The 17174-nt window shown below is 59.9% G+C and carries 12 protein-coding genes and 1 pseudogene; 4 read left to right on the forward strand and 9 right to left on the reverse strand.

From position 1 onward, the window contains the following. Together KGB21_RS19060 and KGB21_RS19065 are read right to left on the reverse strand one after the other, a co-directional pair. Positions 1-730, reverse strand: a pseudogene (locus KGB21_RS19060) (type IV secretion protein Rhs); the annotation flags it as partial. Between the two features lie 251 nt (positions 731-981). Further along, positions 982-1974, reverse strand: a complete 993-nt coding sequence (locus KGB21_RS19065) for a diaminopimelate epimerase (protein WP_223506322.1) — start codon at positions 1972-1974, stop codon at positions 982-984. 168 nt (positions 1975-2142) lie between these two features. Between KGB21_RS19065 and KGB21_RS19070 the strand changes: the two genes are divergently transcribed. After that, a complete protein-coding gene (locus KGB21_RS19070; protein WP_223506324.1) occupies positions 2143-3294 on the forward strand; it encodes an MFS transporter in 1152 nt (383 codons plus the stop codon). Between the two features lie 116 nt (positions 3295-3410). On the opposite strand, the gene KGB21_RS19075 is transcribed toward KGB21_RS19070, so the two are convergent. The 4 genes from KGB21_RS19075 to KGB21_RS19090 all read right to left on the reverse strand — a co-directional run bounded on the left by KGB21_RS19075 (position 3411) and on the right by KGB21_RS19090 (position 9340). Next, positions 3411-5834 (reverse strand): TonB-dependent siderophore receptor, encoded by a 2424-nt coding sequence (locus KGB21_RS19075; RefSeq protein ID WP_223506326.1) that lies wholly within the window; start codon positions 5832-5834, stop codon positions 3411-3413. 98 nt (positions 5835-5932) lie between these two features. Next, entirely contained in the window at positions 5933-6916 is a 984-nt protein-coding gene (locus tag KGB21_RS19080; protein WP_034149300.1) for a FecR family protein, read from the reverse strand. A 160-nt stretch (positions 6917-7076) separates the two neighbouring features. Continuing rightward, positions 7077-7577, reverse strand: coding sequence for a sigma-70 family RNA polymerase sigma factor (locus KGB21_RS19085; protein WP_223506328.1), 501 nt, complete (start codon positions 7575-7577; stop codon positions 7077-7079). Positions 7578-7945: 368 nt separating this feature from the next. Further along, positions 7946-9340, reverse strand: coding sequence for an MFS transporter (locus tag KGB21_RS19090; protein WP_034149298.1), 1395 nt, complete (start codon positions 9338-9340; stop codon positions 7946-7948). Positions 9341-9970: 630 nt separating this feature from the next. Here KGB21_RS19090 and tynA point away from each other — a divergent pair. After that, positions 9971-12259: a primary-amine oxidase gene (gene tynA / locus KGB21_RS19095; protein ID WP_034149297.1), complete on the forward strand. Its 2289-nt coding sequence runs from the start codon at positions 9971-9973 to the stop codon at positions 12257-12259. Between the two features lie 385 nt (positions 12260-12644). On the opposite strand, the gene feaR is transcribed toward tynA, so the two are convergent. The 3 genes from feaR to paaY form a co-directional block, all read right to left on the reverse strand. After that, positions 12645-13559 carry a transcriptional regulator FeaR gene (gene feaR / locus KGB21_RS19100; RefSeq protein WP_223506331.1) on the reverse strand — a complete coding sequence of 305 codons (915 nt, stop codon included), beginning with the start codon at positions 13557-13559 and terminating at the stop codon, positions 12645-12647. An 85-nt stretch (positions 13560-13644) separates the two neighbouring features. Further along, positions 13645-14568, reverse strand: coding sequence for a phenylacetic acid degradation operon negative regulatory protein PaaX (paaX, locus tag KGB21_RS19105; protein WP_223506332.1), 924 nt, complete (start codon positions 14566-14568; stop codon positions 13645-13647). Between the two features lie 61 nt (positions 14569-14629). Next, complete coding sequence (gene paaY, locus KGB21_RS19110; RefSeq protein ID WP_223506334.1) at positions 14630-15220, reverse strand: phenylacetic acid degradation protein PaaY; 591 nt, start codon at positions 15218-15220, stop codon at positions 14630-14632. 350 nt (positions 15221-15570) lie between these two features. Between paaY and paaF the strand changes: the two genes are divergently transcribed. Both paaF and paaG read left to right on the forward strand, forming a co-directional pair. Beyond that, a complete protein-coding gene (gene paaF, locus KGB21_RS19115; protein WP_223506336.1) occupies positions 15571-16344 on the forward strand; it encodes a 2,3-dehydroadipyl-CoA hydratase PaaF in 774 nt (257 codons plus the stop codon). A gap of 37 nt (positions 16345-16381) precedes the next feature. Beyond that, positions 16382-17173, forward strand: a complete 792-nt coding sequence (gene paaG, locus KGB21_RS19120) for a 2-(1,2-epoxy-1,2-dihydrophenyl)acetyl-CoA isomerase PaaG (protein WP_223506338.1) — start codon at positions 16382-16384, stop codon at positions 17171-17173. Position 17174: the final 1 nt, after the last annotated feature.

Genomic DNA, 17174 nt, shown 5'->3' on the forward strand with positions numbered 1-17174 from the left:
CACTGGCCAGCAGTTGAATCTTGCTCATCACATCCGGCGATTTTTTCGCCAGCTCGATCAGTTGATCCGCACTGCTGCCCAATCGATCAACAAACTCACCGGGATTCTTCAGAATGTCCGAAATCAGATTGATCCCGTCCCACACCCCTTCGATCGCCGCCCAACTGCCCGCCAACATGCCGTTGCCCACCGCGATGGAAGTCGACTGCGACCACTGCGGCTTGAACCCGTCCCACTCACTGCGCAGCCACTTATCCAGCTTTGCGGTGAGGCCATCGTAAGAGTTGAAAAGCTCATCAACCTGCTCCGGCGTAACCTCACTCTGCACGCGCACACGGTAGAACTTGCCCGCCTCGCCCCTGAACTCTCCCTTACCGTTTTCATCAAGGGTGACCGGCGTCGACCCGCCACCCTCCAGCGCAATCACATCAACCTGAATGTTCCCCAGCGGAACGTCATACACCGACTCGAACTTGCTCTCGATCTGCAGAACCCCACCTTGCGCACACTGCGCAACCGTGGAGATAAAGTCGTCGTCACTGCTGCCGACGACGGTGCGGGTGGAACCCAGTTTGATCACCCGCTCCATGCCCATCAGCGAAGGCATATCCGTGGCGCGGCTGGCCTTGTCGGCAGCCTGGCTGAACCAGCGTTTGAGCTGTTGGCGATAAAGCGTCAGGGTGTCCGGAAAGCTGTCGAGCTCCTGCTCGATGCGGGTGATGTGATCCATCAGCCCACCGAAAGATCAGCAGCCGCGTAAAAAGCCGGGTCGAACATGAGCAATCCCTCGCACAGGAAATTAGGCGCGAGGGACTTTGCGGGGGATCCGCGAGGAAAGAAGTCAGGCAAGGATGATGTTGATGTAGGGCGATTCGCTAAAACAAAAAACTGGCAATTGATGCCTTCTCGGTTCAGGCCAGCTTCCACAAAGACCTGATGAACTGTGTAAGAACGAGCCTGCTCGCGAAGGCGATTTAAAGTTCAACCAATCAACCGAGCCGTACCAAACAGACTCACCCGGCTCAACTCCCCCTGCTCTTCCTCCAGCAAAATCGGCGCGGTGCCACCGGGCATCACCACTTTCACTTCGCCGGCATTCACCCACCCCACTCGCCAAGCCGCGCAAGCGACCGCAGTAGCGCTGGTGCCCGACGATGCCGTTGGCCCTTCGCCGCGTTCGAACACCCGCGCGCTCACTCGCTGCCCGGACTCATGCATCGCCCATTGCAGGTTGATCCCTGCTGGACATGGCCGTCCTGCTCCCGCTGGCATGGCGTAGGCAATACGCGTCAGCCCTTCGGACAACCCCGGCTCACGCATCTGCTCATTGCTCGGCAGGGCGTCCACGCTCTGCACCAGGGTCACGCAATGGGGATTGCCGACCCGCGCGAACTGGCTGCGTGACCAGGCAGCATTGAGTGACGACAGCGGCTGCACGTGGCTCAGCTCGCGCCCGTTAAGCGTCACGCTTTCAACCCCGTGAGCGCTGACCGCCTCCGGGCCGAATCCGGGTTTGCCCAGGTCCAGCCAAAATCCCTTTACCTCTTCGACCACGGCCGGTTTCACCGAGATTTCCCCAGGCGAAAGCACATCAGCCTTGTCGTGATGAACCCGGAGCCGGCAAGCCTCGTCCTTCGGCCACAGCCCCTGATCGCTGAGCGCCTGGGAAAAAATCGTCAGCCCGTTGCCGCTGCGTTCGGCCAGCGTGCCGTCGGTGTTGACGATCAACAAATCAAAAGGTTGCGATGACTGAAAGGGGCCGACCAGCAGCCCATCGCTGCAATGCTCCTTGCTACCGGGCGGTTGAGTGCCGGGGGGCCAGCCACAGCAAGCCTCGATCGCCGCCAACGCCCAGGCCTCGCGGGTTTGCGCAGCGTGGCTGGCCTGTTCGGGCAAGTCGATACCCTGGTGGCGCAAGTCCTCGGGCGCCACCACTATGTAGATATTGCCGCGTGCATCGTACATCCGCGCCATGGCGCCCTCCGTGCTGGAATCGTTGATCGGGCTCAACATATCGCGAAACACGCCCGGGCTGTGCAAGGATGTCAGCCTGTTTCAGCGCAAACCTTGCGGACGCTGATCGAACCCTTGCGGGAGGATCACTGTCCGTTGGAGACGCGACGTTTTTTGCCAAGGATTGATATGACCAACCTCAACACCCAGAGCTCTTTCGTTCCGGGGCGCCTGGAGCAAATGTCCACGCGCATCGCTTTTTTCATTGCCGGCTTCGGCATCGCCGCGTGGGCGCCGCTGGTGCCGTATGCCAAGGCTCGCGCCGGCCTGGATGAAGGCACCCTCGGATTGTTGCTGTTGTGCCTGGGGGTGGGCTCGATTCTGGCGATGCCCATGGCCGGGCTTCTGGCCACGCGTTTTGGCTGTCGCAAAGTGGCGACTGGCGGGACCTTGCTGATCTGTCTGGCCCTGCCGCTATTGGCGACGGTGTCTTCGATCCCGGCGCTGATCGCGGCGTTGTTCATCTTCGGTGCCGGCCTCGGCACGGTGGATTCAACGGTGAACCTGCAAGCGGTGATCGTCGAACGGGCCAGCGGCAAGAACATGATGTCGGGCTTCCACGGCTTGTTCAGCCTCGGCGGGATTGTCGGGGCGGCGGGCGTCAGTGGCTTGCTCGGCCTGGGGATTTCGCCGCTGGGCGCGACGCTGGTGGTGATCGTCTTGCTGCTGATTGCGCTGGCCAAGGCTGCGCCGCATCTATTGCCCTACGGCAGCGAGAGTTCGGGGCCGGCATTTGCCGTTCCTCACGGCATCGTGCTGTTTATCGGTGGGATGTGCTTCATCGTGTTTCTCGCCGAAGGTGCAGCGCTGGACTGGAGCGCGGTGTTCCTGGCGCAGGAGCGCGGGATCGACACGGCCTATGCCGGATTGGGGTACGCAGCGTTTGCCCTGACCATGACCGCCGGGCGGTTGACCGGTGACTCGATCGTGCGACGCCTTGGGGCGACGCGGGTGATTGTGTTCGGCGGGCTGACGGCGGCGGCCGGGTTGTTTCTCGCGACCTTTGCCCCGAACTGGGAAGCGGCGCTGGTGGGTTACGCGCTGTTGGGGGCCGGTTGTTCGAACATTGTGCCGGTGCTGTACACCGCAGTGGGTAAACAGACCGTCATGCCGGAAAGCGTCGCTGTGCCGGCGATTACCACCTTGGGTTATGCGGGGATTCTTGCGGGGCCTGCGGTGATCGGCTTCGTCGCCCATGCCGCCAGTTTGAGTTTTGCTTTTGGGCTGATGGCGCTGTTGCTGGTGGCCGTGGCGATTGGCGGGAAGGTGTTGAAGGTTTAAAAGCGAAAAGATCGCAGCCTCCGGCAGCTCCTACAGGATTGCGTCGTACTCAGTATTTGTGAACGACACTGGACCTGTAGGAGCTGCCGAAGGCTGCGATCTTTTGATTTTAACTATTAAAAACCGACACTGGCCTGCACAAAGAACGTGCGCGGTGCGCCAACATACATGCCCGAGTTGTTGTCGCTGGAGCGGGTGAAATACTGCTTGTCGAAAACGTTCTTCACCCCGGCCCCGACTTTCAGGTTCGACACCGACGGACCGAAGTCATAGCCGCTGCGCACGTTCCAAGTGACATAACCCGGAATGTCGCCGTACTGGCCATCGGCGGTGCCTTCGGTGATGTAGTTGTTGGTGAAGCTGCCATCGGCGTTCACGGCGACACCCGGCGAACGCTGTTTGGACTGGGCGAAGGCGTCGATGTTGTAGGTCCAGCGGTTGATGTCATAGCGCAGGCCGGCCGTCGCCACCTGGCGCGAGTAGAACGGCAGGTCGCGGCCCTTGAAGCCGGGAATTTCACCTTCATAAACGGCGCGGGTGTAGGTGAAGCCGGCATTGGCGGTGAGGCCTTCGAGGCGCGGGTCGAGCGCCGCCATGTTGTAGTGCACCGACGTTTCAATGCCACGGTGCGTGGTCGCGCCGAGGTTGGTCCAGCCCGCGTCGTTGCTGATGTATTGCAACTCCTTGTCGAAGTCGATGTAGAACAGCGTCACTTCGCCGCCCCACACATCATCGTTGTAGCGCGTGCCGATCTCGTAGGTCTTGGCCTTTTCCGGCTCAAGGCCATTGGCGGGTTCGTCGCCTGCGCCACCCTGACCGAGCTGGAAATATTGCAGGGCGCCGAACGAGGTTTCGTAGTTGGCGAACAGCTTCCAGGCATCGGACATGTGATACATGACGCTCAGGGCCGGCAGTGGCTCGTTGCTTTCAATGCTGCGGTGCTTTTCCGGCACAGGCCGGCCAGCGGTATCGAGCACAGGGCGGTCGTGCCAGTCGGTGCTGATGTGTTCGAAACGGATACCCGGGGTAATGGTCCAGTTGCCGACATCGATTTTGTTGTCGACGTACACCGAGTTGGCTTCAGTGCCACCGGTACGGTCCTGATAGACATGGCCGTCCGAACCGGGACGCGCCACCGGCTCGTTGTTGACCAGCGCCAGGCGGCTGGCCTCTTCGTGCATGCCTTCTTTCAGGTAGCGATAACCGACACTGACTTCCTGGGTGGTCTGGCCGAGGTCGAACACATGGGACACACGCAGTTCGATACCGAAGGTGTAGTAGGTGCGCGGGAACGAGCCGAGGGTCTTCTGATCGCGGGCGGCGATGTTGCTGCCGCGAAAACTGTCGGAATAGTAAGTCAGCACTTCAGCCTGGGTGCGCTCGCCGATGAGCCGCGCCCATTTGAACGACACGTCCTTGCGGCGGCCGCTGAAGTTGTCGTGGTCGCGGTCGGACTGGAACGGGTCGGCGTCGTACTGCGCCTGGGTCAGGCCGCCGGGCATGTCGGCCTTGGCGTCGTAGTAGTGAAAGTTGAGACTGAAATCGTCGACATCGGTGGGCGCCCAGTGGGTCTTGAGGATCACGTCGTCGATGTCGTTGCCGTTGTTGCTTTCACGATAGCCGTTGCCGTTCACGCCGGAATACAACAGCGCCACGCCCATGCCGTTATCGGCGGTGCCGCCGGCAAATAACGTGTCGATGTGCTTCCAGCCGCCGTGCTGGGACGTTTCCAGGGTAGAGCCGATTTCCGCCGAGGCTTGTTCCGGGATCGCCCGGGTCACGAAGTTGATCACGCCGCCTACGTTCTGTGGTCCGTAGCGTACGGAACCGGCGCCACGCACCACGTCGATGCTGTCGAGGTTACCGGAGGAAATCGGCGCCATGGACAACTGAGGCTGGCCGTAAGGCGCGAACGCTGCTGGCACGCCGTCGATCAACACGGTGGAGCGCGGAGAAAGACGCGAGGTCAGGCCACGCACACCGACGTTCAGGGAAATATCGCTGCCGCCCGTCCCGTTGGCGTCCTGGACTTGCACACCGGGTACGCGCTTGAGCACGTCGCCGACGTTCATGGCGCCTTGCTCGACCATCGCTTCACGTCGGATCACGGTGCGCGCGCCCGGGTGGTTTTGCACCACGGCGGCATCGGCGTCGCCGAGCCAGTCGCCGACCACTTTGATGTCGGTCACGCCCAGTTCCAGCGGGCCGTTGGCCGCCGCAACCGGTGCCGGCATCAGCGTCACCGAGCCTTCATCGATCTGGTATCGCAGTCCGCTGCCTTGCAGCAACTGACGCAGCGCCTCTTCCGGCGAGATATTGCCTTCCACCGCCGGGGCTTGCTTGCCGGCGACCAGTTCAGGACTGAAAAAAACCTGCAGCGACGTTTGCTGGCCAAGCTCGCTCAAAGCCTGACCCAATGGCTGCGCCTTGATGTGGATGGCGTCGGCGGCGAATGCCTGCGGCATCGCAACGTTGACCGCCAGCGCAAGCGCCAACGGCAACCAAGGGAATTTGTTGTTTTTAGCGGTGGATTTTTTCACGTCGAACGTAGTCCTGTGGATCGCAAGAGTGTGCGCTTGTTAATGCAAACCAGTTGCAGTTAAACAGGAAGACGACGAACTCGTAAAAAACCTGAATTTTATTTTGAAATTATTTCCTGACTGCCGTCATCGAGGGTGCGCACGGCCACCGGAAGGATGTTCGGCAAGGCCTTGAGCAGCGCGTCGGTGTTGTCGGATTTGAATACGCTGGTCAGGCGCAGATTGCCCACCGCCGCGTTACCGACCTTGAGTGGCTTCTCGCGGTAGCGCGAAACTTGCTCGGCGACATCGGCAAGGCTGGCGTTGTTGAACACCAGTTTGCCGTTACGCCAGGCGGTCATTTCCGCGGGATTAACCGCGTAAGCCGCTGCGACTTTGCCTTGGGCATCGACATGGGTGCCGAGACCGGCGGTGAGGTTGATGAAATCGGTGTCGGCGCCTTCGCGCCCCTGAACCTTGACCGTGCCCTGCTCCACCACGACCCGCGTGTCAGCGCTGCCCCGGCGCACATCGAAACGGGTGCCGGTGACCGTGACCTTGCCGCTGCCCGCTTCAACTACAAACGGCCGACTGGTGTCGTGCTCGACGCTGAACATCGCCTCGCCTTCGGTCAACTCGATGGCGCGACGATCCTTCTCAAACCGCACCTGAATCCGGCTGCGGCTGTCCAGGTCGACCACCGAGCCATCCGGCAATGCCACATGCCGACGCTCGCCCAGTGCCGTGGAAAATTCGGCGGTGTACGGCGTCGGGTGATTCAAGCCGCTGAACAGCCCCAATCCCGCCGCCACCACCAGCACACTGGCGGCCACCGCGTAACGCAGCATCGGCCGACGTTGACGGCGCGCCGGCGCTTCTTCGCACAAGGCCTGCAAACGCGCCGCTGGCACCAGGTCGGTGGCTTTCCACAGGCCCTGGAGCCATTCGAATTCGTCGCGGTGCTGGGGGTGTTCATTCAGCCAGGTTTCGAACTGGCGATACTCTACGACATCGACCGCGGGTTCCTGCAAACGCACAAACCACCGCGCCGCGTCATCGCGAACCGCTGTTTGCCCGCACGCACAATCACGAGTATCCATCATGGAAGTTCCTGTTTGGCTGGGGATGAAAAATCACACGTTCGCTTTGTGTAGGAGCTGCAGCAGGCTGCGATCTTTTGACGGCAATGAGATCGCCGCAGAGCAAGATCAAAAGATCGCAGCCTTCGGCAGCTCCTACAGGTCATTTCGAGGCCACCGTGCATCATGACTGCAACCCGTCCAGGCGATCGCGCAGATGCCGCAGCGTGCGGATCATATACTTTTCCACCATGTTCTTGGACAGTCCCAGGCGTTCGGCGATTTCGGCCTGGGTCAGGCCTTCGATTTTCTGCCAGACAAACACTTTGCGGCAGTTGACTGGCAGCTCGGTGAGCGCCCGTTCGATGGAATCAGCCAACTGGATCGCATGCATGAGATGCTCCGGGTCGCCGGATGACGACACACTGTGATCAATCGCCTCCGACTCCATGGCGCCCCGCCGATCCTCACGCCGATAGCCATCCACCGCGATATTGCGCGCGGTCTGGTGCAGATACGCCCGTGGTTGCTGCACCGCCGCCGAATCGGACTCAAGCACTCGCACGAAGGTATCGTGGGCCAGATCCTCGGCCTGCTGACGATTTCTCAGGCGACGGGTCCAGGTGCCAACCAACTCTTCGTAATGCTCGAAAAAGCCGTGTCTGCGGGGCAGCTTGGGGGTCATTGCGATGTGCTGTGTAAACGGGGCGTGAATAGTAATGCTTCTTATTAAAACGAAGCAATCGTTTGCCGCCCTGCGGTTCTGGAAGCCCTTTAATTCGGTTCCTGTAGGAGCTGCCGAAGGCTGCGATCTTTTGACGTTGATCTTTAAAGGGCAAGATCAAAAGATCGCAGCCTCCTACATTGGAATGCGAATTCCGTAGGAGCCGGCTTGCTGGCGATGGTCGTGAACGATGATGCGTGTGGTCTGGTTAACCGCGGTGCATCCATCACCAGCAAGCCGGCTCCTACAGGTATCGCGCTATCGGTTTAAGCACAAAAAAGGCCGCTGATTGCTCAGCGGCCTTGTTCAACGCGGGTTCAAGCTGTCACTCACAAATCGGTAATTTCCTTGTGACGTGGCACCAGCGTCTTCATCACACTCCACGCCACCAGGTAGGCCACGGCGCAGATGGCGAACATGATCATGTAGCCGGTACGGATTTCGCCGACCGATTTGTAATAGTCAAACACCCAGCCGCCGATCTTGGTCAGCAACACGCCGCCCAAGCCGCCCGCCATACCACCAATGCCGACCACCGAAGCAACGGTCTTTTGCGGGAACATGTCGGACACGGTGGTGAAGATGTTGGCCGACCAGGCCTGATGCGCCGAGGCGCCAATGCCAATCAGCAACACCGGTACCCAGACACTGATGTGACCAAGCGGCTGCGCCAACAGCACGACCAACGGGAACACGGCGATCACCAGCATGGCTTTCATGCGGCCGTCATACGGTTTGTCACCGCGCGCCATAAAGTAGCTCGGGAACCAGCCGCCGCCGATACTGCCGACCATGGTCATGCTGTACAGCACGGCCAATGGCACGATAATCGCTGCGCCCTTCAAGCCGTACTGTTCCGACAGGTAGGTTGGAAGCCAGAACAGAAAGAACCACCACACACCATCGGTCATGAACTTGCCGAAAGCGAATGCCCAGGTCTGACGGTATTTCAGCAGTTTGAACCACGAAACCTTTTTGTCAGCGCCAGTCTGCACTGCGGCATTGGCGGGCGAATCACTGCGGATATGTGCCAGTTCCGACGCCGACAGGCGCTTCTGGTTTTCCGGTTTGTCGTACAGCACCAGCCATACGCCCATCCAGATGAAGCCCAGCATGCCGATCACGATGAACGCGGCTTGCCAGCCCCACAGGCTGGCAATCAGCGGCACCGAAATAGGCGCCAGGATCGCGCCAACGTTGGCGCCAGAGTTGAAAATCCCGGTAGCGAAGGAGCGTTCCTTCTTCGGGAAATACTCAGCGGTAACCTTGATGGCGGTCGGGAAGTTGGCTGATTCACCTATCGCCAGCACGGCGCGCGACAGCATGAAGCCGGCGATCGAGACCGGGATGACCGCGATGCCCAGCGTGGCACAGATGGAGGCAATGCCCTCGCCCATGGGTTCGGCAAACGCGTGCATGACCGCGCCAGTCGACCAGATACAAATCGCCACCACGAAAGCCGCCTTGGTGCCGATCTTGTCGACTACCCGGCCCGCAAACAGCATGGAAATCGCGTAAGTGAACTGGAACACCGCAGCGATGTTGGCGTAATCGGTGTTGCTCCAGCCAAATTGCCTCGACAGGTCCGGCGCCAGCAGGCTGAGCACCTGACGGTCGAGGTAGTTGACGGTGGTTGCAAAGAACAACAACGCACAAATGGTCCACCGGTATTTACCGACGGACTGGCTGACACGCTGCGCAGTGAAGGTCTCGTTCAGATTCATGGCATCACTTTATTGTAGATTTTTGGTGATGATCTCTCGGTGTAAATCGAGATCAATTGGGCATTTTCGGACAGCTCATCGGACAACTCACTGCGAAACGAGACTGTTGGTCAGCCTGCATTTCTCACGCGAATCACTGCTGGGCTGTCACCGGTAACGGGCGCAATTGTGTGGGTGGGTGAACACGGGGATTTCTGAACGAGAGGGGGGCGATTGGATTCATGCTGATGTCGACACTCATTTTTATTTTTAAAATACACGCGTATGTCATATGTCGTCGTATGACTTGCGAGATTTATAGCCAGACGCTGGTTTACTGTCAACACAAAAAACCCTTAGATCTGAACGGCCTGACTAGCCTGAAAACGCTACATATAATCGAATAACGTTGTGAAACAAGCGCTTGGTTCTGTTGCAGCAGCTTCCATCTCCGACCATTGTCTGATTGGAAGTTGGTTTCTGTTAGCTCCATGTTGTACGACAACAACAGAGCATCGATCAGAACGCGCTTCATCAGAGCTAAAAAAGGCACAGATCCAAACTAATCTGGCAGGATTCCCAAAGCAGCCATTCACAGGCTGTAGCAAAGTGCGGGCATGCCTGTCATCGGTTTTTCCGAAGGAACCCAGAATGTTCACCTCCCTTGCGTTGCGAAACAGAAAACCGCTGGCCCGGCTCGCGCTGGCTATCACTTTGGGCACGCTCGGCCTGCCTTATTGGGCGGGCACTGCGCAGGCTCACGGCGGTCACGCCGAAATGGTGCCGTTGCAAGCGGGCCTCGAGGAATTTGGTGCGTCGGTCAAATGGGACGACTATTCCAACCTGTTCACCATTGCCAAGGACGGGGTCTACCTCAAGGTCAAGCCGAACAGCAAAGTGGCCATGCTCAACGGCAAACGCATGGAGCTGACGGTGCCCGTGGTGTTCAAGGGCAAAACCGCGTTCATGTCCAAGGACTTCATCAACCAGGTCTTCCAGTCCGGCCTGGACACCACTTTCGTCGTGGAAACCCGCCCTAACCCGCTCAACCCATTGAGCGCGGATGAAATCAATGCGGCGGTGGACATCGTCAAGAAGTCCGAGCACTACCAACCCGGTTTCCGCTTCACCGAAATCTCGATCAAGACGCCGCCGAAAGACCAGGTCTGGAACTTCGTCTACACCGGGCAAAACGTCACGCAGCCGCGCCAAGCCAACATCGTAGTGCTGGACGGCAAGCATGTGATCGAAGCGCTGGTCGATCTCGACAGCAAACAACTCACATCGTGGAAACCGGTTGAAGGCGCCCACGGCATGGTCTTGCTGGACGACTTCGCCACGGTGCAAGCGGCCGTGGAGAGCAGCCCGGAATACGCGCAAGCCCTGGCCAAGCGCGGCATCAATGACGTGAAAAAAGTCGTGGCGACGCCGCTGACGGTGGGTTACTTCGACGGCAAGGATGGTCTGGCGCAGGACAAGCGTCTGCTGAAGATCGTCAGCTACCTCAACACCGATGACGGCAACTATTGGGCGCACCCGATCGAGGGCCTGGTGGCCATCGTCGATCTGGAACAGAAGAAACTGATCAAGATCGAGGACGAAGCGCTCATCCCGGTGCCGATGAAACCGACGCCGTATGACGGTCGCGGGCGCAAGGGTGTGCAGGTCAAGCCACTGGAAATCATCGAACCCGAAGGCAAGAACTACACCATCACCGGCAACAGCATTCACTGGCAGAACTGGGACTTCCACGTTCGCCTCGATTCGCGGGTTGGCCCGATCCTGTCCACCGTCACTTACGATGACAAGGGCAAGAAACGCAAAATCATGTACGAGGGCTCGCTGGGCGGCATGATCGTGCCTTACGGCGACCCGGATGTCGGCTGGTACTTCAAGGCGTATCTCGACTCCGGCGACTACGGCATGGGCACCCTGACCTCGCCAATCGCCCGAGGCAAAGACGCCCCGGAAAACGCCGTGCTGCTGGATGCGACCATCGCCGACTACACCGGCGCACCGACCGCGATCCCGCGCGCCATCGCCGTGTTCGAGCGCTATGCCGGCCCGGAGTACAAACACCAGGAAATGGGCCAGCCCAACCTCAGCGCGGAACGTCGTGAATTGGTGGTGCGCTGGATCAGCACCGTCGGCAACTACGATTACATCTTCGACTGGGTCTTCCAGCAAAACGGCACCATCGGCATCGACGCGGGCGCCACCGGTATCGAAGCGGTCAAGGGCGTGAAGTCCAGGACCATGCACGAAGAAACCGCCAAGGAAGACACGCGCTACGGCACCCTGCTCGACCACAACATCGTCGGCACCACGCACCAGCACATCTACAACTTTCGCCTCGATATGGACGTGGACGGCGAGCAAAACTCGCTGGTGGAAGTGAACCCAGTGGTACTGCCGAACGACCGTGGCGGGCCGCGAACCAGCACCATGCAGACTGAAACCAAAGTGGTCAGCACCGAGCAGCAAGGTGCGCAGAAATTCGACCCGTCGACCGTGCGCCTGCTGACCAACTTCAGCAAGGAAAACAAAGTCGGCAACCCGGTTTCCTATCAACTGATTCCGTATGCCGGCGGCACGCATCCGGTGGCCAAAGGCGCCAACTTCGGCAAGGACGAATGGCTCTATCACCGCCTGAATTTCATGGACAAGCAACTGTGGGTGACGCAGTACAACCCGGAAGAGAAGTACCCGGAAGGCAAGTATCCGAACCGCTCGGACAAGGACTCGGGCCTGGGGCAATTCACCCAGGATAACCAGTCGATCGAGAACACCGACGATGTGGTGTGGCTGACCACCGGCACCACCCACATCGCCCGTGCTGAAGAGTGGCCGATCATGCCGACCGAGTGGGTGCATGTGCTGCTCAAGCCTTGGAACTTCTTCGATGAAACGCCGACGCTGAACCTCAACTCCCCGAAGTAACACCCAACCTGTAGGAGTCGGCTTGCTGGCGATCACGGTGTGTCAGGCAACAGCATTGCCAGCTGACCCACTGCCATCGCCAAGCAAGCCGGCTCCTACGGGGTGCGGGCGCGTTGAAAACCCGTGTCAGTCTCAACTCCTGTAGGAGCCGGCTTGCTGGCGATCACGGTGTGTCAGGCAACAGCATTGCCAGCTGACCCACTGCCATCGCCAGCAAGCCGGCTCCTACGGGGTGCGGGCGCGTTGAAAACCCGGATCAGCCTCAACTCCTGTAGGAGCCGGCTTGCTGGCGATCACGGTGTGTCAGGCAGCAGCTTTGCCAGCTGACACATCGCTATCGCCGGCAAGCCGGCTCCTACGGGGTTATTTGGTGTTCAATGAACGATCAAGCATGCTGCTTGCGATACTCCCCCGGCGCAATGCCGAAGCGTGATTTGAATGCGGTGGAAAAGTAGCTCGAATCGGAAAAACCCCACGAATACCCCAGCACCGACAGCTTCTGTTCCTTGCCCGATTGGCGCAGCGATTCGGCGCAAAGATCCAGGCGCCGGTTCTTGATGTAACGTGCCACCACCAGGCCTTTCTTGGCAAACATCCGGTACAACCCGCGAGTGGACATGCCCACTTCCCGCGCCAGCCATTCCGGGCAAAGCTCTTCCGAGCGAATGTGCTGATCGATAAAACTCAACGTCTTGCGGAAGGTGCGTTCGTGCAGATCGGTGCAGTCGTCGACTTGACTGATCGCCGGACGCAGCAGGCTGACAATCGCTTCCAGCGTCGCTTCGCTTTCCTGACGGCTGAGGTTCTGCTGGCGCGTCGCATCGAGGATCAACCGGTGCGACAGCATCGCAATAGGCGAAGTCGCGACGATCCGATGGCCGCACTTGACCTGATTGAAGCGCAGAGTCTGCTCCACCAGTTGATACGGCAGGATCAGCGACAACTGCCGGGAATTTTCGCTGTAGGTGAAATCACTGGGCCGCGCCGCGTCGATCAGCGTGATGTCGCCGGCGGACAGCAGCACCTTGTCATCGCCCTGAGCCATACCCGCCGTACCTTCGAGCTGGAACACCGCAAAGTATTTACCGCCCTCGCCCGCCGCCACTTCCTGCGGCGTGCGGTACAGCCGTGCCTGACAGGCATCGACAAAACTCAGTTTCAGGGCATCACTGCGGTACTCGCGGATCTGGCCGGAAAATTCGCTGCCCAGGGGTTGCGCGTTAAAGGCGCCACAGATCTGGTTGATCTGATGGATCCACTGATCGAACCCATCCTGGCGCTGTGCGGTTGTAGAAATCATGGCAGGCCTCACGCAGGCTTATTTTTATTGTCTACGTCAAAACACAGGTTCTCCTGAACAGCGACTCTCCCTGAACGACAGCGGGTTATTTCAACCCGCCAAAGCGTCGATAAAAACTCTCGCCCACGTCCGGCAACGGGCCGTCGGCGGTTTCCAGTGCACTGTTCAGCCACTCTTCGGCTTTGGCGTAGATCAAACGGTAAATGTTGCGGCACAACTGCCGGGCCGCACGCCCTTCCCAATCGCCGGGCAGCAATTCGTCCGGCAGTTGCGGGTCGCGCAGCAGCAGTTTGCGGTACTCATGAATCAGCAGAATCCGTGCCAGGAAGCAGTCGGCCGGTTGCAGGTTTTCCTGCTCGCGAAGCGCCTGCCAGAGCGGTCGGAACAATTGGATGAACTCGCTGTAGTGAGTCGCCAGTTCCTCGATGTTCCAGCTCTCGCGCACCTGCAGGCGCAGGGCCTTGGAGGCCAGCACGTCCTGGGCGGTGGTTTCGAAGACGATGGTTTCTTCCTGGGCGCCGAGGTCGATCAGGGTCGCGTTGACATCGGTACGGTCGCTCCGCGGGCACGCGAGCACCGCCGGCGAAATCGCACCAAAACCTTGCCACTCCAGTTCTTCGCGCACTTGTTTGCGCTTGTCCTGGGTCAATTGCGACAGCATCACCAGGCACCAGGAACCATCCCAAGCCGGCATGCTGGTGCTGTAGACCCGCTTGAACGCCTTGTCGAAACGCCGGCGACCGGTTCCGGTCAGGCTGTAGTAGCTACGACGACCGACTTTCTCGGCGGTCAGCCAGCCTTCCTTGGTGAGGCGAAAGATCGAAGTGCGGATCAGCCGCTCGTTGATGCCGATCGGTTCGAGCAATTGAATCAGGCTGCCCAGCCACACAGTCCCGCCATGGGGTTCGATGGCATCACCGTACAACGTGATGATCAGCGAGCTGGCGCGGATCGGCGTCTGTTCCTGGAAGCGGGTGATGAGATGGTTCAAGGGTGTCAGGGACGACATGGGCGTACCGAGCAAAAAAAGAAAAGGAATATACCGAATTATTCACCAATCCCTGTAGGGGTCAGGTGCCTTTGGGGCGATGGCCGCTGTCGCTGATTCGCGGGCGATCCGCTTCCGGCTCGCTCAACGGTTCGCAGACCTGCATCTGTTCCAGACACCGCTGGGCCAGTTGCTGATACTCGCGCGTCCCCGCCTGTTTCCACGCCACTTCCTGATCGCTGAGGCTGCGCTTGACGCTGGCCGGGGCGCCCATGATCAGCGACTGCTCCGGGCATTCGAAGCCGGCCTTGACGAACGCCGCCGCCGAGACGAATGAACGCGGGCCGATGCGCGCGTTATCCATCACCACCGCATTCATCCCCACCAACGCATCGGCGCCGATCCGGCAACCGTGCAGCACCGCGCCGTGGCCGATGTGGCCGTTGCGCTCGACCACCGTGTCGCTGTCGGGGAAACCGTGCATCACGCAGGTGTCCTGCACATTGGCGCCCTCCTCCAGCACGATCCGCCCGAAATCGCCACGCAGGCTGGCCAGCGGCCCGACATAGCATTGCGGGCCGATGATCACATCACCGATCAATACGGCTGACGGGTGGACGTAAGCACTGGGATCAACCACCGGGGTCAGGCCATTGAGGCTGTAGCAGGTCATGGCGGGTTCCTTCACAAAGCGATGCCGATATTGACTCGTTTTGTATCACATCGCTTTTACCATCACAAAGACAAAAAAACCGTATCACTTGAAAAGGGCTTTCTCTGGCGTCCTTATTGACCCATGAAAACCTCGCCAAAATCCATATAAACCGGGCATTAAAGCGACACAACCGTCCTCTTTCACTCGATAAGCTAAAACCAAACAAACGACAAAAGGACACATTAAATCAATTTCGGTGTTGCTTTTGCGTATCACGTTACAGGTATACTCCGACAAAACCGGCCCCAGCGGCCGATCCAATAACAAGCCGGCATCACCGCCGAGCGCGCACCGTGAGGGCATCCGCCATGCCTCTAACCCTTGCCGTCGAGATGATCGAGCCCGGCGTCCGCCTGATTACCCTGCAGCGCCCGCAAGCCTTGAATGCCCTGAACACCCAATTGCTGGGCGAACTGGCGGAAGAACTGAGCGCCGCACAAGCCGATCCCGAGACTCGCGCCGTAGTCATCACCGGCAGCCGCAAAGCCTTCGCCGCCGGCGCCGATATCAAGGAAATGGCCGAACGCGATCTGGTCGGCATCCTCGACGACCCGCGCCAGGCTTCGTGGCAAGCCATCACCCGCTTCAGCAAACCGCTGATCGCTGCCGTCAACGGCTTCGCTCTCGGTGGTGGCTGCGAACTGGCGATGCACGCCGACATCATCATTGCCGGCGAAGACGCTCGTTTCGGCCAGCCGGAAATCAACCTCGGGATCATGCCCGGCGCCGGCGGCACCCAACGCTTGCTACGCGCGGTCGGTAAATCCATGGCCATGCAAATGGTCCTGACCGGCGAGCCGATTGACGCGCGCCAGGCCATGCGTGCCGGACTGGTCAGCGAAGTGACGCAACCGGAATTCACTGTCGACCGCGCCCTGCAGATCGCCCGCAACATTGCCGGCAAAGCTCCACTGGCGGTGCGCCTGGCCAAGGAAGCGCTACTCAAGGCCATGGACACGGACCTGGCCAGCGGCCTGCGTTTCGAGCGCCACGCCTTCACCGTGCTGGCCGGCACCCGCGACCGCGACGAGGGCATTGCAGCCTTCCAGGAAAAACGCCTGCCGACCTTCACCGGCCAGTAATCACCGAATTCGAGATCGCCAAGAGAGCGCCAAGACCATGAACTTCGAACACATCCTGTTTTCCATCGAGGCTGGCGTCGCCCTGCTCAGCCTCAACCGTCCGGACCAGCTCAACAGCTTCAATGCGCAGATGCATGGCGAAGTGAAAGAAGCGCTCAAGCAAGTGAGGCAGAACCCTGACGTGCGCGTGCTTTTGCTGACCGGTGAAGGTCGCGGCTTCTGCGCCGGGCAGGATCTGAGCGACCGCAATGTCGCACCGGGCAGCGCCGTACCGGATCTGGGCGAGTCCATCGAAAAGTTCTACAACCCGATGATCCGCCAGTTGCGCGACCTGCCGATGCCAGTGATCTGCGCGGTCAACGGCGTGGCCGCGGGTGCCGGCGCGAACATTCCGCTGGCCTGCGACCTGGTGCTGGCGGCGCGTTCGGCCAGTTTCATCCAGGCGTTCTGCAAGATCGGGCTGATCCCTGATTCCGGCGGCACCTGGACCCTGCCGCGCCTGATCGGCATGGCCCGTGCCAAGGCTCTGGCCTTGCTCGGCAATCGCTTGAGCGCCGAACAGGCCGAACAATGGGGACTGATTTACCAGTGCGTGGACGACGCTGATTTGCGCGACGAGGCCCTGAAACTGGCCCGACATCTGGCCACGCAACCGACCTACGGTCTGGCGCTGATCAAGCGCAGCCTCAACGCCAGCATGAGCAACAGTTTCGACGAACAGCTGGAGCTGGAGCGCGACCTGCAACGCCTGGCCGGGCGCAGCGAGGACTACCGCGAAGGCGTCAGCGCCTTCATGGAAAAACGCACCCCAAGCTTCAAGGGACGCTGAG

Origin of the sequence: Pseudomonas sp. GL-RE-29 (assembly GCF_019947275.1) — a bacterium.
GTDB lineage: Bacteria > Pseudomonadota > Gammaproteobacteria > Pseudomonadales > Pseudomonadaceae > Aquipseudomonas > Aquipseudomonas fluorescens_A.